Genomic DNA, 17,586 nt, shown 5'->3' with positions numbered 1-17,586 from the left:
GTGAAGAAATGGATATCCATTTTCATAATCCCTGGCTAAAACTATCATATCATAAAAAGTCAGCGGCAACAGACAAGGAAGGATTCAGAAGTTTATCAGCTCATTCTATAAAGGGAGGAAGGGTAAACCGGCAGGCTAAGCCTCGGCAAATATCCTTGCCAGAGTATTGATCCTCTTTTTATTTATCTCTCGTTCATCAAACATCATTGGCTTACTGTTAACGTCCAGAATCCACAGCCCGCCTTCATCGTCTGTACCTAAATCGAAAGAAAACTCCCTTACATTCTGAAATTTTAAATCCAGCATTTTTCCTATATGTGCTGACAACTGCTTCACAGTTTCCGGGTCCGGCTTTACAGGGACTGAGTCAAAAGACAGGATACGGCCGCCCTGTGGAACGTGGGTGGTGTATCCACCATTGCGGGCCTGGCGGACGCCGATCCCCGTTACGTGCCATTTTCCAGCGAAAAAATGAACAAGGACTCTGAAATCATAAGTTCTGTCATTCAATAACGTAAGGGGGATTCCTTCCTGGATAAGCAATGTTTTCTTTTTATACACAGGCTTTAAAAGTTCGGCAAGGTTCTGAAATGACAGTCCTTTATATTGCTGCTTCTGAGTTTGAAGGGTATAGGAGGTGCCATTGTTTTCTACTTTCCATATCCCTTGTCCTTGTGAGCCGTGGATATCTTTAATAAAAACGGCATTGTGCTTATTTAGAAAAGCGGCCAAATCATCCCTCGTTGCCATCCTCTTTGTTTCAGGATAATATTTTTTCAGCACCCGATGATTTTGCAAAAGGGAGGAGGTATGAAGTTTGTTAAAGAAACAACGATTAAAGTAAGGGATTTTCTCTTTTTCCAGCTCGTTAAAATATTGCTGGACTGGATCTGCCCATTCTGTAAACCTGTCAGAAAAACGATTGTATACCACATCGGGCTCCGGACAGGAAGTCTCCACCCATTCTTTCCTTTCCATATCCCAGCTAAATGCCTTTCCGTCTGCCGCCTCGCCTCCTCTAAAAGGAAGAATGTAAACCTTTCCCCGTCTCTTTCGGGCCGTTTCAGCGAGCTGCTCATAGAAACGTGTCTCACCTGTAAACTTTCTGTCTTTCCCTTGCCCGGTCAAAATAATAATATTTCTTTCTTCTGGATTATTATGGTTAGCTGCCATTGTCTCACCCTTTATCCCGATGCAACCGTCCGTAAAACTCCCGCCTCAAAACATAAGTGGAAGCAAAGATGTTTAGGGGGGAATAACGGACGCTAACATCCCGATTGGTTCAACTAACAACCAGTTGGGGATGAACGAAAACCCCACTGATTGAAGGTTCACTTTATACGCAGGATGCGTTTTACAAGACTTACTCTTTACATGGTGACTCCTTCCGCAGCAGCGGCTTCAATGGATTTCCTGAATAAACATACTGCATAATCCATCGGCAACTTTCGTGTTAGAAGGTCTTCCCGTTTAAGCTTCGGATGGAAGAAAATTGTTCTGCCAGGCTTGGAATTCGCTTCGAACATCCAGATATTTTCCTTTTCATCAATGCCTATATCGAAGCCGATTTCTCCGATACAACCATCTGTCGTTTCATCTATCGCTGTGCTTAGTTTCAGCGAGATATTTTTTAAATCATCAAGAAGATCCCTTCCCAGCTGCAGCTCTTCCCATATTTCATTAACCGATTTAACCTGCCCGCCGCTTTTTACGTGGGTAGTAACACTGCCAGCGCCAGCCACTTTCGCGGCTATTGCAGTAATACGCCATTTTCCTGTTTCATCTTTATTTGTGTGGATGCGAAAATCTATCGGGTTATTCTGATATTTTAATAAATCTATTCCTTGCTGGATGACCATGTTCTCATAACCATGAGGAAACTGTGTCTTTAAGAGACCGTTCAGACTTCCGTAACGCCTTAACCTGTTTCTGGAATGGTCTCTGAAACGGCAGTAATAAAGCTGCTCATCAGGATCAAAAATGATCTGGTGTATACCGAGTCCCAGGCTTCCATTTTTAGGCTTTATATAAATATGCTTGTATTTTTCAATAAACTCTTTCACTTCAACAGCGGAAGGGGCTGATATGGTCCGGGGCATCAGACTGCTCACCATTGGGTAACCGGAAAGCTGATTATACACGGTCCATTTATCAAAGAAGCCTGGATTAAACCACGGTATGCTGTATTCATTTTGCAGCCGGTCTCTTGTTTCTGCATAGAGTGGGTGTTCTTCTGTCTTTCTGTTAGGCAGCCTGTCATAAACTACATTGGGCAGAGGGACTTTAATTTTTTTCCATCCTTTCCTGCCGTATGTGTAACCTTCCACCGTTCCCTCTTCCCACATAAGATGGTGGGAACCGAAGATAAAAGCCAGAACACCGGCCGCTTTAGCTGCGCTGATATATTTGGCAAACAAGAAAGATCTTTCTCCGGCCGGACGAAGCAGGTTTCCTGTAAAACCTGCTGTGTAAATCCCGACTACAGGACCTAAATAAATGTCCCCTGTGTCACTTGAAAGAATATTTAACTTTACAGGAAACGGAATACTGAGACTGTCCCATGCTTTTTTAGACAGAAAGCAACGGTCATTTTTCTCATCAACTGCGATGCTTATTGTACATGCGGTTTTCTTTGTGCCAAAAAAAACATACTGCTCTGAACCTGCCTTGAGTGATAATTTATCAAGCATCTGTCTGGAGAGGAGCAGACTGCTGCTCTCCTCCTCAAGTTCATTAAGGGAGACTTCAGTTATAAAAGACAATATACTCACTCCTTAGTTGCAGCATCACTAATCTTAAGGCTGTGCTTTTATTGTTGACCCTTTATTCTGAGTTTTCCAGTTGTCTGATGAGGCGGGCAGGCCTGGAAAAAATCAGTTTCTTTCTGGTATTATCTGTTGTTTTCATGACAGTTTCGTAACCTGGCTTGGAATTAACCTCAATGATCCAGAGTTTTCCTTGGGAATCAAGTCCGTAGTCAATTCCCAGCTCAAAAAGAGGCTGATGATACTTTTCCAGAACGAATGGTATTAAGGGAGAGATTTTTTCGGCAATTTGTTCAGCTTGTTTATATTCTCCACTGTGGTGGTTCAGGGAAGAGGAGATTCTGCCCCCTGCTCTCAAATTAGACACATAGGAATTTTTCCGGCCAACCCGGTATCCTTTGCCCGCCTCATACCAGTGTTCAGGAGATTCTTTCTGCATTACCACCCTTAAATCAAACGGCCGGCCGTTCAACTGCAGCTTGAGAAAAGGCTGAATAATGTACCTTGAAGCTGGTAAGCTGCTTTTTAAAAATTTATATAAAGTTGCCCCGCTGTCTTCAGCCAGCAGGAGTTCTTTGCTTTTATTATAAAGACTGATTGTATTGTCCCGGCGACGGATTACATGAAATCCGTCGCCGCCGGAACCGAAGACTGGTTTTATAACTACCGTCCCAAAAGCATTCACGTAGGCATTCAACACATCTTCTTCAAGAAGCTGTGTAGGGGGAAGAAAACTGGCGATACGGGAATCTTTCCTGAGCCATCGGTATACAGCCCATTTATTTGGGAGGCCAGATCCAAGAAAAACACTGAGCTTTTTTAATTGCTCAGAAGCTTCAGTTACCCGCTTTTTTTCTTTACTGCCAGGAGGATAAAAACAGCGATCGTAAATGAAGTCAGGGACAGGAAAAACATCTTTTGTCCATTGTCCTGCAGACAGGTCGTAACGGCAGCCTGTCGCAGTTAAAGTGCTGAAGTTACAGCTCAGGGGAGATAATCTGACTACCTGTATTCCTGAAGAAGCGCAGTGTTCGGCTACCTGATCTGTATAATAATCGGTTCTTTCTGTATTCCACTGAAGGATTCCGAGACTTCCCATGCCAGTCATCCTTTCCAAGCACAGTAAACTATCCAGTACTTATTAATCTGCAAATCCAGCCAGGGAAACAGCATACAAAATAATCAAATTGACAGAAGGGAGACTGACGGCAGCTTCAGGCAGTTCGCTTTTGGAAGGTTTAATATTTACTTCCAGAATCCATGGGCGCCCTTCGTTATCTATCATTAAATCTATGCCAAGTTCCCCGTAAATACCTTCTGTTTCTCTGTCTAACACATATGCGCATAACAGAGAGAGTTCATGCATAAGCCTTTCTGTATGCGGTACATCTGCGGACGGAATGATTTCTTCCAGAATTGACAGGGCTTGCTTCTGGCTTCCGCCTTTTGCAAGGTTTGAAACAATTGTATTTTTCTGGCCTACACGAGCCACAGCGGAACATGCCTTCCATATACTATATGAATCTTTGATACAAAGTACCCGGAAGTCCACCGGGGCTTTATATTTCTCATTTACACTAATCATTGGCTGAATAATATAGGGTCTTCTCATAATTCTTCCTTTAAGCATAGAATAAAGCTGTTTTAAAGAAGATACTTTTTTTGTTTGCCACCCTTCATCTGCGGGGTAGGTAATAAAGTAGATTCCGTTATCAGCAGAAACCTTTATAATTCCTGAACCTTCTCTTCCTGTGAAAGGTTTTATATACAGCCCGCTATGTTTTTCTGCCATTTGCTCTAAATCTGCTAAAGACTTTAAATGTTTTGTTTCAGGAAGATAAGGTGATAATACAGGTTCATTAAGCAAATAGTTATATACTTCCCACTTATGAAGGAACCTTTCATTAAAATAAGGTATATTTAATTCTGTAAGGCGCTGGAAAAAGTGTTTGCATTGAACGGATTTTTCCTGGTCTCTACGCCCAATGCGATTATAAATTACCTGTGGGAGGGGAGTGAGGGACTTTTCCCATTTTCCTTCAATGTATTTAAACCCTTCCGTATAAGAGCCGGATGTCTCTTTATAAGAAAATACTGTAAAAGGGCAGTAAAGTCTCTCACAGGTTTTTGCCATTTCGGTTAAATAATGCGTGAGGTCGCCAAATGGCATTTCATTAATTTCCGAACAGTCGCCAAGCACTACCCCGAGGGAAGGGCCGAACTGGAAAACGTTCTCCTTTTTTCTGTATAAGCAGCGGATTTTTTCTCCTGGAGACAAAGAAAGCTCGGAGGCTAGCCTGGAGTGCAGTTGAACAGTCCCTGGACTTAATTCAGCACTCGTGGAGACTTCGATTTCCTTTGATAAAAAATGATATGTGGCTTTCCCGGGTATAGAAGAATTTATTTTCCACAAACGTGCTGTCTCCTCGGGGAATACAATTTGGTTAAATGGAAGTTTATCATTAAGCTTTATACTGTCTATATTGTAAGTAAAGGAAAACATACAATCCCTCATTCCCGCGGCATACGTATAAACACCCTGCGCACACAGGGCAGGAAACTGGACCAGCTTTTAATTAATAGTCAGGCTCTGTCATCAAACTGTGAACAAACTCCGGTTGATTGCAGCTGAAGCATTACCATAGGTAAAGAAAACACTGCGAAATCGAACGAAGTGTAGATTAAGCAGATGTTGCGCTTATGCCTGTGGTGAAAGCAAGCGTCCAGAAGCGAAAATCATCAACAAAGTTAAACAGAGTCACTTTAAAAGTATGGGTATCAGTGGATATGGTATCTTATGAAGTAAGAAACTGTATGGTGCAAATAAAGTGAACCTTCAATCAGTGGGAGTTTTGTTCATCCCCCGCTGATTGCTAGTTGAACCAATCGGGATGTTAGCGTCCGTTATCTCCTGCCTGAACATCCTCGTTTCATCTCATGTTTTGAGGCGGGAGTTTTACGGACGGTTGCATCGGGATAAAGAAAAGGTGATAATAATGGAATTTCAATTTTACTGGTTTGCGGGCCTCATCCTGATCGGGGCGGCTGTCGGAGGAGGAACGAATATACTTGCAATTCAAATGCTGCTCCGGCCACATAATGCCAAATATATAGGTTCCTTCCAGGTGCCATTCACTCCGGGGCTCATTCCTAAACGACGAGAGGAAATTGCTGATCAGCTCGGTACGATGGTGGAAGAATACCTGATTACACCTGAAGGAGTTGCCCGGAAGATTTTTGAGGGAGAGTTCCTTGAGGAAGCGGAAGGGCGTATTAAAGTTATTCTTGAAACCTTTTTGCAGCAGGAACTGACTGTGGAAGACTGGCTTAAGGAACATATAGGTGATACATGGTCAACCAAAGCAGCGAGAGAAGCATACGAACGAGCGATTAAAGGAAAAATGCTCGTATTTTTTAACGATTATAAAAATAAAAAAATCAACGACATGCTTCAGGAGGAATGGAAAGATAAAATAGAAGATTACATTCCTGAAATCTCTGCTAAAGTTCTTGAAAAAGGTGAAGAATACTTTCAGTCTCCGGAAGGCCGTGACCAGGTTGACCAAATGGTCTCCAGATTTTTTGAAACAAAAGGGAGCTTTGGAGGAATGATCGGGAGATTTACCCAGAGAGTATCCTTTTCGTCCCTTGTATCGAAAGAGCTTACTAAGCTGTTCCGGGATGAAAGAGCGCATGAATATGTCACCTACTGGATCAGGAGAGAATGGCATGAGATGCTGGAAAAGACGCCGGAAGATTATATAAAGGCTGATAAACTGGAAGAAAACGTACATTATCTTGTACAGACTATCGTTGATGAAACCCCGATTATCGGAGAATGGGACAGGCCATTAAAAGAGTGGGCTCACCAGTACGAAAAGGTAATTACTTATACTATGCTGCCAGCCTTCGTTGATGGCTTCACCCAGGTGGCTGAAAGGCAGTTAAAGTCGGTGATGAAACGAATCGGAATTAAGGGTATTGTAAGTGACCAGGTTAATAACTTCCCTTTAGAAAATCTTGAAGAAATGGTTTTGAAGATTGCTAAGCGGGAGCTGAAGATGATCGCTGTGCTGGGTGCTTTAATCGGCGCAGTTGCAGGACTTGTTCAGGCTTTGTTTATTTTGTTTATCTCGTAAATATCATCAGGTTGAGGTGGGAATATTCTGAATGTTGCTCCCGGGATGAATTCGCATAGGATTCATGTTATAGTCTTAAGGGAATAGATATAGTGCGTATGTTTTGCTGCACTGCCAGTTTCGGATGTGCGTACAAAAAACTAAGGAGGAAAATTATTTTATGGCTAATCCTTATGATAAGGCACACGAACTTGCAAGTGCCTTAAGAGAAACAGAAGAATTTACTACTTTAAAGGGCTTGCATGACGAAGTTAACAGCGACGAGGTTGCAAAGCGTATGCTTGATAACTTCCGTAACGTGCAAATGGAGCTTCAGCAGAAGCAAATGCAGGGAGCTCAAATTACTGAAGACGAAATCCAGCAGGCACAAAAGCAGTTTGAATTAGTGCAGCAGCATGAAACAATCTCTAAGCTTATGGAAGCTGAGCAGCGTATGAGCCAGCTGATCGGTGATTTGAATAAAGAAATGACTCGTCCTCTTGAGGATCTGTATGGTGCAGAACCACAGCAAGGATAATAAGAGTTTAAGGAACGGATGCGATGAGCATCCGTTTTTTGTTTGTTAAATATGTTTCGAGGTCTGTTTATCCTGGCTGAGCAGGTTCAGCCTTCAGAGTGACGGACGCACTACTTGAGAAGGGGAGGATGATACACTCAGGAGGGCAAGAGGTTCTTGCTTTACTTGAGAAGGGGAGGACATCACGCAGAAGGGATGCAAGAGGTCCTTGCGTTACTTGAGAAGAGGAAAACCTCACGCAGAAGGGATGCAAGAGGTCCTTGCGTTACTTGAGAAGGGGAGGCCGCTATACTCAAGGGATGCAAGAGGTCCTTGCGCCACTTGAGAAGAGGAAAACATCACGCTGAAGGGATGCAAGAGGTCCTTGCGTTACTTGAGAAGGGAAAAACATCACGCTGAAGGGATGCAAGAGGTCCTTGCACCACTTGAGAAGGGGAAAACATCACGCTGAAGGGATGCAAGAGGTCCTTGCACCACTTGAGAAGGGGAAAACATCACACTCAAGGGATGCAAGAGGTCCTTGCGTTACTTGAGAAGGGGAAAACATCACGCTGAAGGGATGCAAGAGGTCCTTGCACCACTTGAGAAGAGGAAAACATCACGCTGAAGGGATGCAAGAGGTCCTTGCACCACTTGAGAGGCAGGAACCTTCCTATACAAGGGATGAATCATCCCATTCATCCCTTGTTTTAATAGTAAATTCCAACCTCAAGGTGTAAATGGCAGACGCCCTTCATTTCTGCATGCGGAGGACACTGCACCAAGGCTAACATATGCTTCCATCTACTACATCAATGCATCCGACACTAAGGAGAAAGTTCCAGTAACAGAGGGTCCTGTATTCAGTCCACAACCCCATTTTTTGTTCTATTCGCTTTTGGAAGGACATATATGTTTACCAATGAAGGAAGGACCAATGAAGGGGGATGGCAGCAGTGGCGTATCGCTTATTAGCGTTAGACATCGATGGTACCCTGTTAAAATCAAATCACAGGCTGGCAAAAGAGACTAAGGATGCAATTGAATTTGTAAAAAACAAAGGAGTTTATGTGACTTTAGCGACAGGAAGGGCTTTTCCTTCCGCCAGAAAAGTTGCTAAAGCGCTGAAACTAAATGACGTATACTTAATAACTCATGATGGTGCGTTTGTAGCTGCCGATGCAGATGCTCCTATTTTTGAGCGGCGTCTCGACTCAGACCGTGTTTATCAGATTACAGATATTCTCGAAAACTATCATTGCCATGTGAGGCTTTTGCATGAAAAATACGCACTGGGAAATAAGCTGAACCAGAAAAACCAGCTGATCGCGAAGATGAATACAAAAATGGGGGACCCATTGTTTTATCCGATAAACTTTGTAGACTCACCGAGTAATTACCTGATTGACCAGCCGCTTACAGTACCAAAAATATGTGCGAAGTTCTGGAATGAAAGTGAGAGACAGGATGCAATTGAAGAAATAAAAGAAGCAGTAAGTGAGGTAAGGGTGACTTCTTCCTATGAAGGAAGCCTTGATATTACAGATGCTTCAGCCACAAAAGCGAGAGGGCTGCAGGTGCTTGGGCAAAAACTAGGAATAAAACTCAGTGAGATGGTTGCTATCGGCTCCTATGAAAATGATGAAGAAATGGTTGCACAGGCAGGCCTGGGTGTAGCCATGGGGCAATCAAATGACAAACTGAAATCACTGGCAGACTGGGTAACCCGCTCAAACAATCAAAATGGAGTAGGGTATATGGTAAAAGAAGTTTTCCGAAAACAGCTCAGAACAGAAACATATAAATAATCAATACAAAGAACATGGTGGCTGAACAGAGCTGCCGTGTTTTTTGTTTTTAGTTTTTGCCGGCGATTATCAGGGAATAAATAGAATGTTCCTGCGATTATAATTCATCAGGGGAACATAATTAAAAAGAGAGAGTAGGGAAGAAAGTGGAAGAACAGAAACTTCGGGACTTATTTGAAAAAGCTCTGGAAACACATAATGATGATTCAGGAGCACTATTTTTATACTCATTAATGGATTTTGAATTCGATTATGACGAGGAGAGAGAAACAGTACACCTGAGTGCCCCGGTTACAGAGATTATGTTTAACCAGATGGGGATTCTCCATGGAGGAATTATCACTTATATAGCGGATACAGCAATGGGACATTTAGTGGCAGCTTTTTCAGATAAACCAGCTGTATCACTTGAACTTAAAACACAGTTTTTGCGTTCTGCAAAAGAAGGAAAAATTCATGCCCATGCCTCCTTTTTGAAAAAAGGTGCGAATATACATTTTTCAGAATGCAGGCTGGAAGATGATAATGGCAGGCTCCTTGCCAATGTAACCGCCACCTTTTATACGATCGCTGAATGACATACCTATAAACAGGAAAAGCACAGACTAGCCTTGCCAGCCTGTGCTTTTTGAATTATTGATGGAAATGAACAAGCCCTCCCGAAGAGCGGACAACCCTGCTTGGATTTTCAGTCAGGTTTTCCTCCTCCAGGCGTCTAAGCCCCTGCTCCTTTGCTTTTGTATCATCTGCTGCATCGAAAGCCTCGTTAATTAAATGTTTTCCTGATTTGTCATAAGCTGTTAAAAAGTACTTTTTCATTAATTTTCCCTCCTGGCTTAATTTACACTTTTCGGAAAGTATAAAATTTTTGCGGTGAAGTCGATTCGACGTAATGAAAATTTTTAAGGCTAAAGTATAAGTACAACTACGCCTCTGTCTTCGCCAAAGGCTCGCCAATCGGCGAGTTTTCTTTAACGGATAAGAAAGTATAACATCCCACGATAGTTGTCTAGCTCCAGCGACGAGCGTTTACATCACGAGTATGCTTCGAGTTGTCTCGACGGATACGCCCCAAAGCGCTACTAGAAGAGGAAGAGACAGCTACTCGAGGTCACTTCAGGCTTTTCAGAAGCCAAAGAGCGGCTTCTATCATAGTCCTTCCAGTGCTTGGACCTGCGATTACTCGGTCCAGGTAAAGAGTGCTCCTGCGGTTACTCGTCGCAGGTAAAGAGTGTCGCTCGTGACCAAGGCGCTTGCGCTTTTCTTTAATTTTATTTTAAATTTTCTAAGGACTTTCTTCAAGCCTGAAGTTCTGACATAGCCCAGTAGAAGGAGTGAGTTTTCTACTGCTCACTTTTGTAACCATCCGCCCAGCAATTGAATATATTGGGCAGTGGAAGGAGGGGTTACACAGAATGCAGCATATGAAAAAAATGTGTGAGGACCATTTGCACCGGTATGTTCTTGTTACTACAAAGGATAATCAGCAATTTGACGGAATTGTTGAGCATGTGGATGATGAGAATCTTTATTTAGCGGTAGTGATGAACCAATATGCCGGCTACCCAATGCAGGGGGCACCGTCCGGATTTGGTTACGGAAATGATAGTGAGGAAGATAATGGAGAGGACCAGCGTATTATTGCACCCGGGTTTGGGGCAGCTCCATTTTACGGAGGATACGGGCCTTATGGAGGATTCCCGGCGTACGGGGGTTACGGGCCGTACGGATACCCGTACAGAAGAAGTCCTTTCGGGCGTTTAATTCTTCCGCTGGCCGGGTTAACCGTCCTGATTCTTCTCCCGTTTTATTTCTGATAAAAACCAGGCACAATACAGTGCCTGGTTTTTTACATTCCGGAAGGGGAACGTTTATTCTGTTTATGTTATAATTGACCATAATAACAGAGTTGGAGGGTTTGTATGCTTCGATTTATACATACAGCTGATGTACATCTGGGAAGACCGGTAAAGTCCCGTTTGGATATGCCTGAAAAATTTGCAGAAACAGCGAGGGAAGCGGCTTATGTGTCCTTTCAGAAAATTATTGATGAGGCACTCAGCCGTCAGGCAGATTTTGTTTTAATAAGCGGGGATGTATATGACCAGGAGGAAAGATCCCTTAGAGGGCAGTGGTTTATAAAGAAACAGGCAGAACGTCTTCGGGAGGCAGGAATTCCCCTGTTCATTATTCATGGAAATCACGATCCCCTTAATAATAAGAACAAAATGGTATCCATGCCGGATAACGTACATATTTTTCCGTCAGAACCTGAACCTTATTTCCTTGAGAAAAATAATGGAGAAAAGGCATATATATATGGTTTCAGTTATCCACAAAAAGCATTTTATGAAAATCCTGTCCCGCTATTTAAAAAGGAAAACGACATGGAAGCCTATCACATAGGAATGCTTCATGGCCAGGAAACCCAGCAATCGGATGGCCATGAACCGTATGCGCCTTTTGCGTTAAAGGACCTTTTACAGCTGGACCTCGATTACTGGGCACTCGGCCATATCCATAAAAGGCAGACATTGAATATGCATCCGGCTGTCGTTTACCCGGGGAATGTCCAGGGAGGCACGAGAAAAGAAACAGGAGAAAAGGGAGCATATTTTGTAGAACTTGAAAAACATCACACCAATCTTCATTTTCTGGATACCTCCCTTTTACAATGGGAAAAAATAGAGGTCTTCATCAATGATCATGAAACTATGGATGAACTCATTGCTGCGATTATTGATAAAATCCCTGCTATTATTTTAAAAGAGAAGGTGTATTTTACCGACCTGAAATTAACCGGCAACGGGCCCCTTCATGAAGAATTAACTGACAGTGCCAGTCAGCAGGAACTTCTGGAATTACTTCGTGAGGAACTTGTTTCTTATTCTGTATGGGTCGACCGTATCAGTTTTCAGACAGCCCCGTATATCGACAGAGAAAAGCTGAAAAAACAAAATGATTTGCTAGGGGATATTATATACACATCAGAAATACTCAAGTCATCAGATAAAGAATTGGATAAAACACTAAAGCCGGTGTTTTCACATCCTGTAATGAAACGATACATAGACAGGCTGACTCCGGAAGACCGGGAAGAGATTATTACGCAAGCGGAATCCAGATTAATCTCCAGCCTCATGAAGGAAGTGGACCAATGAAACTGAAAAAAGTGCATATATACGGTTTCGGTAAATGGGAAGATATGACATGGGAGCTTGACGACAGCGGTATTCAGATTTTTCTCGGAAGCAACGAGTCGGGGAAGTCAACCTTCATGTCTTTTATTCAGGCGGTGCTGTTCGGGTTTCCTAAGAAAGGAGACAATCAGTATATTCCCCGCAATTCAAACGCGTATGGGGGAGAACTGACTTTCGAAACAATCGGGGAAACTGTAACTGTAAAAAGAGTAAAGGGCAGAAGAGCGAAAGGGGAAGTATCTGTCCATCTGGATGATGGAAGAAATGGTGGAGAAGAACTGCTGGAGAGAATACTTGAAAATCTTGATCTGAATACATTCAGAGGTATTTTTCATTTCGATTTGGATGGTTTGAATGGTTTAGGAAGTTTAAACCCGGAAGATTTAAATGAGTTTCTTTACGACGCAGGCTTTTCAGGAGGGAGTTCTGTTACTCACCTGGAAAAAGAACTACAGAAGGAAATGGAGCAGCTGTTCAAGCCAAGAGGAAAGAAAACCGAGCTCAACCTTCTGATTAACAGGATGCAGAAGAAAGAACAGGAAATAAAAAATCTGGAGGAGAGACTCGGCCAGTATGAAAATCTGAAGTCAGATTTAAATATCAATGAAGAGAATTATGCCAGAAACAAAGAAATGCTGAAAAAGCTCAATACCGCTATAAATGAGCTGGAAAAACATATTGCACTTCTTCCATTAGTCACTGAGTATCGTGGGCTAGAACTATGGTTTGCCGAAGAGGACATGATTGATACCTTTCCTCAAAATGCCCATGAAAGACTGGACTCTGTACAACAGGAACTTATAAATACTAGCGCTCTTCTTAAGGAAGAAACCTTGAGAGCCAGTTCGCTGGAAGAAGAAATGGAAGCTATGGCAGTGCATCCATCCTTGCAGGAAATAAAAAATGAGGTCTACGCGAAATCTCACCAGTTTGAAAGCTACAAAAAAAGCAAAAACGAACTAAGGGAACAGGAATTATACAGAAACTCGGCAGTGAATCAAATGGATCGCCTGGAAAAGAACTGGCAGACAAAAGGGGGAATTATTTTTTCGGATATTATTTTCCACTCTTATATGAAGCATGAATTTACGAGAATTAAAGAAGAAATCGTAAATGAAAGAAGTGACTTAGCCAGGGCGGAAAATGAGAAAAACAGACTGCAGGAAGAAGCGGAATCTGCTGGTAAGGAAGTTGAAAGGGCAGAAAGTCAGATTCTGGATGAGGAAACAAGACAGGAGTTAAAAAAAACATCAGCTTCAGCGAATAAGACACCTGAAACTGAATGGGAAATCAAATCTCTGAAAGAACGTTTCGGGTTTATTACAGAAGAAAAAACGAGACAGGCTGAAAGGGACCGCCGGCAGCAGAATGGATTTTATCTACTTTCGGCATTGCTGCTGATAATGAGTCTGGCATTATTTAATTTTACCGGGCCATCAGTTGTATTCATACTGGCAGGGCTTTCTGCGGGGGCTTTAGCCGGAGGGCTCTGGAAACGGTCAGAAGCTGTTCGTACGAAGAATAATTATGAGACACAGCTGAACGAAATCAATGAGAGGCTGGATTTTCTCAGTCATGAACTTTCAGCGGATGGTGCTATATCCAGTCGTGAGGCTGAACGGAAGCTCAGAGAAGATGAGGAAAACCGTCTGCGGTATAAAGAGGCACTGCACAGGTACAAGCTTTCTGAAAAACGTTTAACGGAAGTGGAAACTGAAACGGAAAGAAGGCTTGGGCGTATTGCAGCCCTTAATGGGGAGCTGCGCAGCTGGGCAATAGAATACAAACTGCCGCCGGAGTTAGAAGTGACTTTCTGCGAAGGTCTTCTTCAGGCTGTGGAGGAATGGAAACAGACAGAATCTGAGCTTGAAAAAACAAACAGGAAAATAAGTTTGCTGCAGGAAGAGCAGAACCAGTTTAAAGAAGAAGTGGCTTCTCTTTCAGAGAAATCGGGATTTTTCAGTAACAATGAAATCCCTGATCTTCAGGAGGCTGTCTCCAGTTTGCTTAATTTTGTGCGCAGTGAGGAAACAAGGGAAAAAGATCTGAACAGAAAACAGGAAAAGCTGAGCAGTATAAAAGAAAACATTTCCCGCCTGAAATTTGAAAAAGAGGCTCTGGAAGAAAAGAAAGCAGCTCTTTTTTCAGCAGCACGTTCAGACGGTGAGGAAGAATTCCGTAAGCGAGCGGCGCAATTTGAAAGACAACAGAAAATGAAAGACAGGGAGAGGGATCTGCGAATTCAGATGAAGACAATACAGCCTGATGAAACGGAGCTTAAAAGAGCTTATGCAGCACTCCTTGACGAAAACGCGGACCCTTCTGCTGAACAGCAGGAGAAAAAAGATGAGTATGCTTCCATAGAAACAGAGAATGACAAAGTAGTTGAGAGGCTTGTACAGATAAAAAAAGAAATTTCACATCTTGAAAAAGATGGGAAATATGAAGAACTTCAGATGGAATTCTCACAGATGAAAGAAGAGCTTCAGTATCTTGTTAAAAAATGGGCTGTTCTGGCAACAGGAAATGATCTTCTTAAACAAGTAAAGGCCGTTTATGAAAAAGAGCGGCAGCCGGAAGTGATCAGAGAGACAGAGAGTCTCTTTGCTTTTCTCACTAATGGAAGGTATACGAGAGTTTATGCCCCTCTTGGAGAGAAAAGGTTTATTCTTGAAAGAAACGACGGGGCGAGATTCGACCCGTCTGAAGTAAGCCGGGGAACCTGTGAGCTGCTTTATCTGGCAATCAGGTTTGCTCTCGCCTCAAAATACAGAAGCGAAAGCAGTATTCCCTTGTTTATGGATGAGACTTTTGTAAATATGGACAAATTGCGGAGAAGCAGGGTAAATGAGCTGCTCAAAAAGATCTCGGAGTCAAGGCAGGTTTTATTCTTTACCTGCCATGAACATCTCTCCGAAGAGGTACAGTCCGGTATAATTCATCAGCTGGGAGAAGAATCAGAAGCAGCGGCCGGCTGATAATTTCTTTTCCGGTATATTTATATTAAAATATTCACAGGAGAAAAATTTAAAAGGGCAGCCTGTATTCAAAACTTAACTGCTCTTTTCAATCAGAAATGCGGAGGGTGGTTGTTTTAAAATGAGCCAATATCAAATTTACCTTGTAGAAGATGAAGAAAATCTGGGAGAAGTAATAAAAGCATATATGGAAAAAGAAGGCTGGGCAGTGACACATTTTACTGACGGTAAAGAGGCCTCTTCGCACATTGAAAGCCCTCCTCATTTATGGGTGCTTGATATAATGCTTCCTGGTATGGATGGTTATCAGCTGTTAAAGGCTATCAAAAATTACGAAGACACTCCGGTGATATTTATATCTGCACGTGACAAAGACCTGGACAAAGTACTCGGCCTGGAGCTTGGAAGCGATGATTATCTGGCTAAACCATTTCTTCCGGAAGAGCTGGTTATCAGGGCAAAAAAACTATTGAAAAGAGCTTATCCCGAAGACGGACAGGAAGCTGAAAAAGTAGAATTAAACGGCTATGTGATCGATCCTCAGGGCAGGACAGTTACAGATGACGACAGAACGATCGAACTGACGACGAAAGAAATGGATCTTGTTATTCTGCTTACAACCAACACAGGGAAGGCTCTCTCAAGAGAGGATATAATCGAGTATGTCTGGGGATCAGACTATTACGGATCTGAACGTGCGGTGGATGATGTAGTCCGCCGGGTACGCAAAAAGCTTCCAAGAATACATGTAGAAACGCTTTACGGATACGGATACAGGGTTCTGTCTTCATGATAAAGCTTAACTTAACGCAGCGGATTTGGTTTTCTTTTATAGCCATTATTGTTATGGTCGGCCTGCTTGTAGGAACGATCTATCATTTTTCGCTGCAGAACACTCTTACTGAAGAAACATACCGAATTATCGAACAGGAACAAGCCAGGTTTTCCAACCCTCACGGGGAACACCTCGTTCCTCCTACCTCGGAAATTGATTTTATAGAGCGGAGGAACGCAGAAAGATCCGTAGGGCATATTACTCTGATTAATCAATTTGGAACCATAGAAGGCGGGCCTGTGCCTACCGAGGTACTGAGGGAGATGGGGGAAAAAGCTCATAATCAGATGGAACGGAGAGGCCGGTATCAGCTGACATACAATGAAGCCACTTTGTTCTATGTTATTTACAAAGTCTATACAACCGGCGGCGAAGCCTACCATATTTCCTATATGTGGGATACCTATCTCAATCAGATGGTAAACAGACTTTGGGGCACTCTTGCTTATATTATTCTGATTGCAGGGTTGTTAAGCCTTATACCAGCTTTCTGGCTCAAGCACTATCTGAAGATGCCGCTTACCAGCTTAGGAAACCATTTTGAACAGATTGCGGAACGTAACTGGAAGGAGCCTTTTTACTGGGAAGGCGATAAGGATTTCGAGAAATTATCCGGACAGTTTGAAAAAATGCGCCAGAATCTTATACGCTATGACCGGGCGCAAAAGACATTTATTCAGCACGCTTCTCACGAACTGAAAACACCAATTATGGTAGTGAAAAGTTATGCCACTTCCGTAAAAGACGGTATTCTTCCTAAGGAAAATATAGAAAAGACCATGGATGTTATTATTGAAGAGTCGAACAGGATGGAAAAAAGAGTTAAAGATATGCTTTATTACACAAAACTGGACGCGTTAAAAGAAAGTCCTATGGAAAAAGAGGCGTTCCCCTTCGGCTCTATTGCATATGCGATTGAAGAGAGGTTTTTCCTGCACAGGGAAGATGTACACATATCCGTTCATGGAGATTCTGTATCACTTAATGGTGATAAAGAGCTCCTGAGTGTTCTCCTGGAAAACCTAGTGGAGAACGCTATGAGATATGCAAGGGATTCCATAGAGCTTTCAGCAGAGGAAAAGAAGGACAAAGTTATTATACGGGTCAGAAACAATGGAGAAAACATTCCTGAAAAAGAGATTGAACATATTTTCACCCCATTCAGGAAAGGGAATAAAGGCCAGTTTGGTTTAGGACTGGCGATTGTAAAACGTATTTGTGAACTTCATGGAGGATATCCGACTGTAGCAAATGAGCAGGACGGTGTATGTTTTTCTATGGTTTTTCCGAAGGGCGAACGTCCTAGAAAAGGAAGCGGGAAAAGCTGAGGAATCCCATAAGGCCCAGAAGTTAAAGATTTGAAAT

At 42.7% G+C, this 17,586-nt stretch carries 14 protein-coding genes; 9 read left to right on the top strand and 5 right to left on the bottom strand.

From position 1 onward, the window contains the following. Positions 1 to 135: 135 nt before the first annotated feature. From BK582_RS23505 to BK582_RS23490, 4 genes are all read right to left on the bottom strand, one after another. Positions 136 to 1,173, bottom strand: coding sequence for a YheC/YheD family endospore coat-associated protein (locus tag BK582_RS23505; RefSeq protein WP_078597361.1), 1,038 nt, complete (start codon positions 1,171 to 1,173; stop codon positions 136 to 138). A gap of 197 nt (positions 1,174 to 1,370) precedes the next feature. Beyond that, positions 1,371 to 2,771 (bottom strand): YheC/YheD family endospore coat-associated protein, encoded by a 1,401-nt coding sequence (locus tag BK582_RS23500; protein ID WP_078597360.1) that lies wholly within the window; start codon positions 2,769 to 2,771, stop codon positions 1,371 to 1,373. A 52-nt stretch (positions 2,772 to 2,823) separates the two neighbouring features. Continuing rightward, on the bottom strand, positions 2,824 to 3,864 hold the full coding sequence (locus tag BK582_RS23495; protein WP_169911239.1) for a YheC/YheD family endospore coat-associated protein: 1,041 nt from the start codon (positions 3,862 to 3,864) through the stop codon (positions 2,824 to 2,826). Between the two features lie 42 nt (positions 3,865 to 3,906). After that, positions 3,907 to 5,178, bottom strand: a complete 1,272-nt coding sequence (locus BK582_RS23490) for a YheC/YheD family endospore coat-associated protein (protein WP_169911237.1) — start codon at positions 5,176 to 5,178, stop codon at positions 3,907 to 3,909. A gap of 583 nt (positions 5,179 to 5,761) precedes the next feature. Between BK582_RS23490 and BK582_RS23485 the strand changes: the two genes are divergently transcribed. The 4 genes from BK582_RS23485 to BK582_RS23470 all read left to right on the top strand — a co-directional run bounded on the left by BK582_RS23485 (position 5,762) and on the right by BK582_RS23470 (position 9,786). Beyond that, on the top strand, positions 5,762 to 6,904 hold the full coding sequence (locus tag BK582_RS23485) for a DUF445 domain-containing protein (protein ID WP_169911235.1): 1,143 nt from the start codon (positions 5,762 to 5,764) through the stop codon (positions 6,902 to 6,904). Between the two features lie 160 nt (positions 6,905 to 7,064). Next, complete coding sequence (locus BK582_RS23480) at positions 7,065 to 7,421, top strand: YlbF/YmcA family competence regulator (protein WP_078597356.1); 357 nt, start codon at positions 7,065 to 7,067, stop codon at positions 7,419 to 7,421. Between the two features lie 935 nt (positions 7,422 to 8,356). Then, positions 8,357 to 9,208: a Cof-type HAD-IIB family hydrolase gene (locus BK582_RS23475; RefSeq protein ID WP_078598261.1), complete on the top strand. Its 852-nt coding sequence runs from the start codon at positions 8,357 to 8,359 to the stop codon at positions 9,206 to 9,208. Positions 9,209 to 9,354: 146 nt separating this feature from the next. After that, positions 9,355 to 9,786, top strand: coding sequence for a PaaI family thioesterase (locus BK582_RS23470; protein WP_078597355.1), 432 nt, complete (start codon positions 9,355 to 9,357; stop codon positions 9,784 to 9,786). A 55-nt stretch (positions 9,787 to 9,841) separates the two neighbouring features. Here the strand turns inward: BK582_RS23470 and BK582_RS23465 are convergent, their stop codons facing one another. After that, positions 9,842 to 10,027 (bottom strand): YhzD family protein, encoded by a 186-nt coding sequence (locus BK582_RS23465; RefSeq protein ID WP_078597354.1) that lies wholly within the window; start codon positions 10,025 to 10,027, stop codon positions 9,842 to 9,844. A 596-nt stretch (positions 10,028 to 10,623) separates the two neighbouring features. Between BK582_RS23465 and BK582_RS23460 the strand changes: the two genes are divergently transcribed. The 5 genes from BK582_RS23460 (at position 10,624) to BK582_RS23440 (ending at position 17,549) form a co-directional block, all read left to right on the top strand. Continuing rightward, on the top strand, positions 10,624 to 11,025 hold the full coding sequence (locus tag BK582_RS23460; RefSeq protein WP_078597353.1) for a hypothetical protein: 402 nt from the start codon (positions 10,624 to 10,626) through the stop codon (positions 11,023 to 11,025). Between the two features lie 105 nt (positions 11,026 to 11,130). Next, positions 11,131 to 12,369, top strand: a complete 1,239-nt coding sequence (locus tag BK582_RS23455) for a metallophosphoesterase family protein (protein ID WP_078597352.1) — start codon at positions 11,131 to 11,133, stop codon at positions 12,367 to 12,369. Further along, on the top strand, positions 12,366 to 15,386 hold the full coding sequence (locus BK582_RS23450) for an AAA family ATPase (RefSeq protein ID WP_078597351.1): 3,021 nt from the start codon (positions 12,366 to 12,368) through the stop codon (positions 15,384 to 15,386). The genes BK582_RS23455 and BK582_RS23450 overlap by 4 nt, the downstream gene beginning before the upstream one ends. A gap of 121 nt (positions 15,387 to 15,507) precedes the next feature. Next, a complete protein-coding gene (locus tag BK582_RS23445; protein ID WP_078597350.1) occupies positions 15,508 to 16,179 on the top strand; it encodes a response regulator transcription factor in 672 nt (223 codons plus the stop codon). Further along, a complete protein-coding gene (locus BK582_RS23440; protein ID WP_078597349.1) occupies positions 16,176 to 17,549 on the top strand; it encodes a sensor histidine kinase in 1,374 nt (457 codons plus the stop codon). Before BK582_RS23445 ends, BK582_RS23440 begins: the two co-directional genes overlap by 4 nt. The last annotated feature ends 37 nt before the right edge of the window (positions 17,550 to 17,586 follow it).

Source organism: Evansella clarkii (genome assembly GCF_002019695.1).
GTDB lineage: Bacteria > Bacillota > Bacilli > Bacillales > Salisediminibacteriaceae > Evansella > Evansella clarkii.
Note: the sequence above shows the minus strand (reverse complement) of the source record. Positions and strands in the feature narration are given on the sequence as shown.